The organism is Pontibacterium sp. (assembly GCF_041587635.1).
Taxonomy (GTDB): domain Bacteria; phylum Pseudomonadota; class Gammaproteobacteria; order Pseudomonadales; family Balneatricaceae; genus Pontibacterium.
Window position 1 is genome coordinate 1 of sequence record NZ_JBFGYC010000680.1, and the last position, 1,866, is coordinate 1,866.

At 49.8% G+C, this 1,866-nt stretch carries 1 protein-coding gene and 1 pseudogene; one reads left to right on the plus strand and one right to left on the minus strand.

Annotated elements, in window-relative coordinates:
* On the plus strand, positions 1–1,019 hold a 1,019-nt coding region (locus ABYW01_RS20650), incomplete at its 5' end, for a polyamine ABC transporter substrate-binding protein (RefSeq protein WP_372836395.1).
* 460 nt (positions 1,020–1,479) lie between these two features.
* On the opposite strand, the pseudogene ABYW01_RS20655 reads toward ABYW01_RS20650, so the two are convergent.
* Positions 1,480–1,866: pseudogene (locus ABYW01_RS20655) on the minus strand (fatty acid--CoA ligase); the annotation flags it as partial.

Below are 1,866 nucleotides of genomic sequence, written 5' to 3' on the forward strand. Positions count from 1 at the left end.
TCTACAACTGGTCCGACTATATTGCTGAAGAGACCATCGCCCGTTTTGAAAAAGAAACCGGCATCAAAGTGGTGTACGACGTATACGACAGTAACGAAACGCTGGAAGCCAAACTGCTGGCGGACAACTCCGGTTACGATCTGGTCGTACCCAGCTCTCACTTTATGGCGCTGCAGATCAAAGCCGGTATTTTCCAGCCACTGGATAAAGGCAAACTGTCCAACCTGCCCCATCTCGATGCCTCTTTGATGAAAACGCTGCAAGCCAAAGACCCAAGCAACCAATACGGCGTCCCCTATCTATGGGGCACCACCGGTATCGGCTACAACCCGAAACAGGTAGCCGAGGTTTTAGGGCACGATGCACCAGTGGATAGCTGGGAGCTGGTATTCAATCCCAAATACATGGAAAAACTGGCCAAGTGCGGCGTGACGTTTCTTGATTCGCCTGATGAGATGTTCTCATTTGCGATGATCTATGCAGGAATGGACCCTAATTCCAATAAACGCGCCGACTTCAAGCCGAGCAGCCCAGCGGTCAAGGCACTGAAAGCAGTTCGCCCCCATATTAAGCAGTTCACCTCATCGCAGTACATTAACGATCTGGCGAACGGTGATAGCTGTGTAGCCGTGGGGTTCTCTGGTGACATTTTTCAGGCATCAGCCCGAGCAGAGGAAGCCAATAACGGTATCGAAGTGGCCTACAGCATTCCGAAAGAAGGCACCGAGATCTGGTTTGATATGCTGCTGATTCCGGCCGATGCAAAGAATTCCGAGAATGCACATAAGTTCATTAACTACCTGATGCGCCCGGATGTGATCGCCGAGATCACCGACTACGTGTGGTACGCCAACCCGAACAAAGATGCGACCAGGCTGATCGATCAGGAGATTGCTCTCAATCCCGCCATCTACCCGACACAAGAGACGAAAAAGAACCTGTTTATCAGCGAACAGGTCACACCAAAGATTGCCAAGATCCGCAACCGCGTCTGGTCTGATCTCAAAGCCGGACGCTAACTGACTGTTTCGAGCGAACTGCCACCCTCATTCGGGCGGCAAATCTCCCGGATCTGAAGGTGCATTAGATCCGTTCTTTTCCCCGGCTTAAGTTTGGTTGTCGCTCAGCCGGATGTATGTCGGGGATTTTTTCGATGAAACGATACGATACAACATGGGCAAACTAGATTGATGAACCTACCCATGAAACGTACTTATCTCAGGACAGAGCCATCCAACGCAAAAGCCTAATTACCCTCATGCATTCTTAGCAGCGCTCTACCCGATGTGCGTACTTAAAGTAAGTGTAGTAGTTACTGACGATTTGCATTCAAACTGGATAACTCAGGAGAAATATCACATTAGATAGAAAAGAAGGTCGTTGTCGGCGGGCTGAGGAAAATTGGAGCCAAAAAAAGGGGAAGCAGCGCTTCCCCAAAGACTCTCCAGAGCAAAGTGACAGGTCGATCAGAATTCGGAATTAACCTACTTGGGTACGAATAACTTTCTTGTTAATTTTGCCCACACTGGTTTTTGGAATCTCAGATACAACAGAAACCTGTGACGGAATCGCCCACTTGTTGATCTGCCCGGATTCAACAAATTGAGCTAAATGGGCCTGCACAACCGGTCCGTCAATATCAGCCCCCGCCGTTGCTACAACCATCGCAAACGGGCGCTCGCCCCATTTTTCATCAGGCACACCTACTACTGCCACTTCGGCGATCTGTTCGTGCTGGCTGATCAGATTTTCCAGTTCAAGGGAAGAGATCCATTCACCACCGGTTTTAATCACATCTTTGATGCGGTCCTTAATTTCCAACACGCCGCTGGCATCGATAGACGCGACATCTCCGGTGTGAAGCCA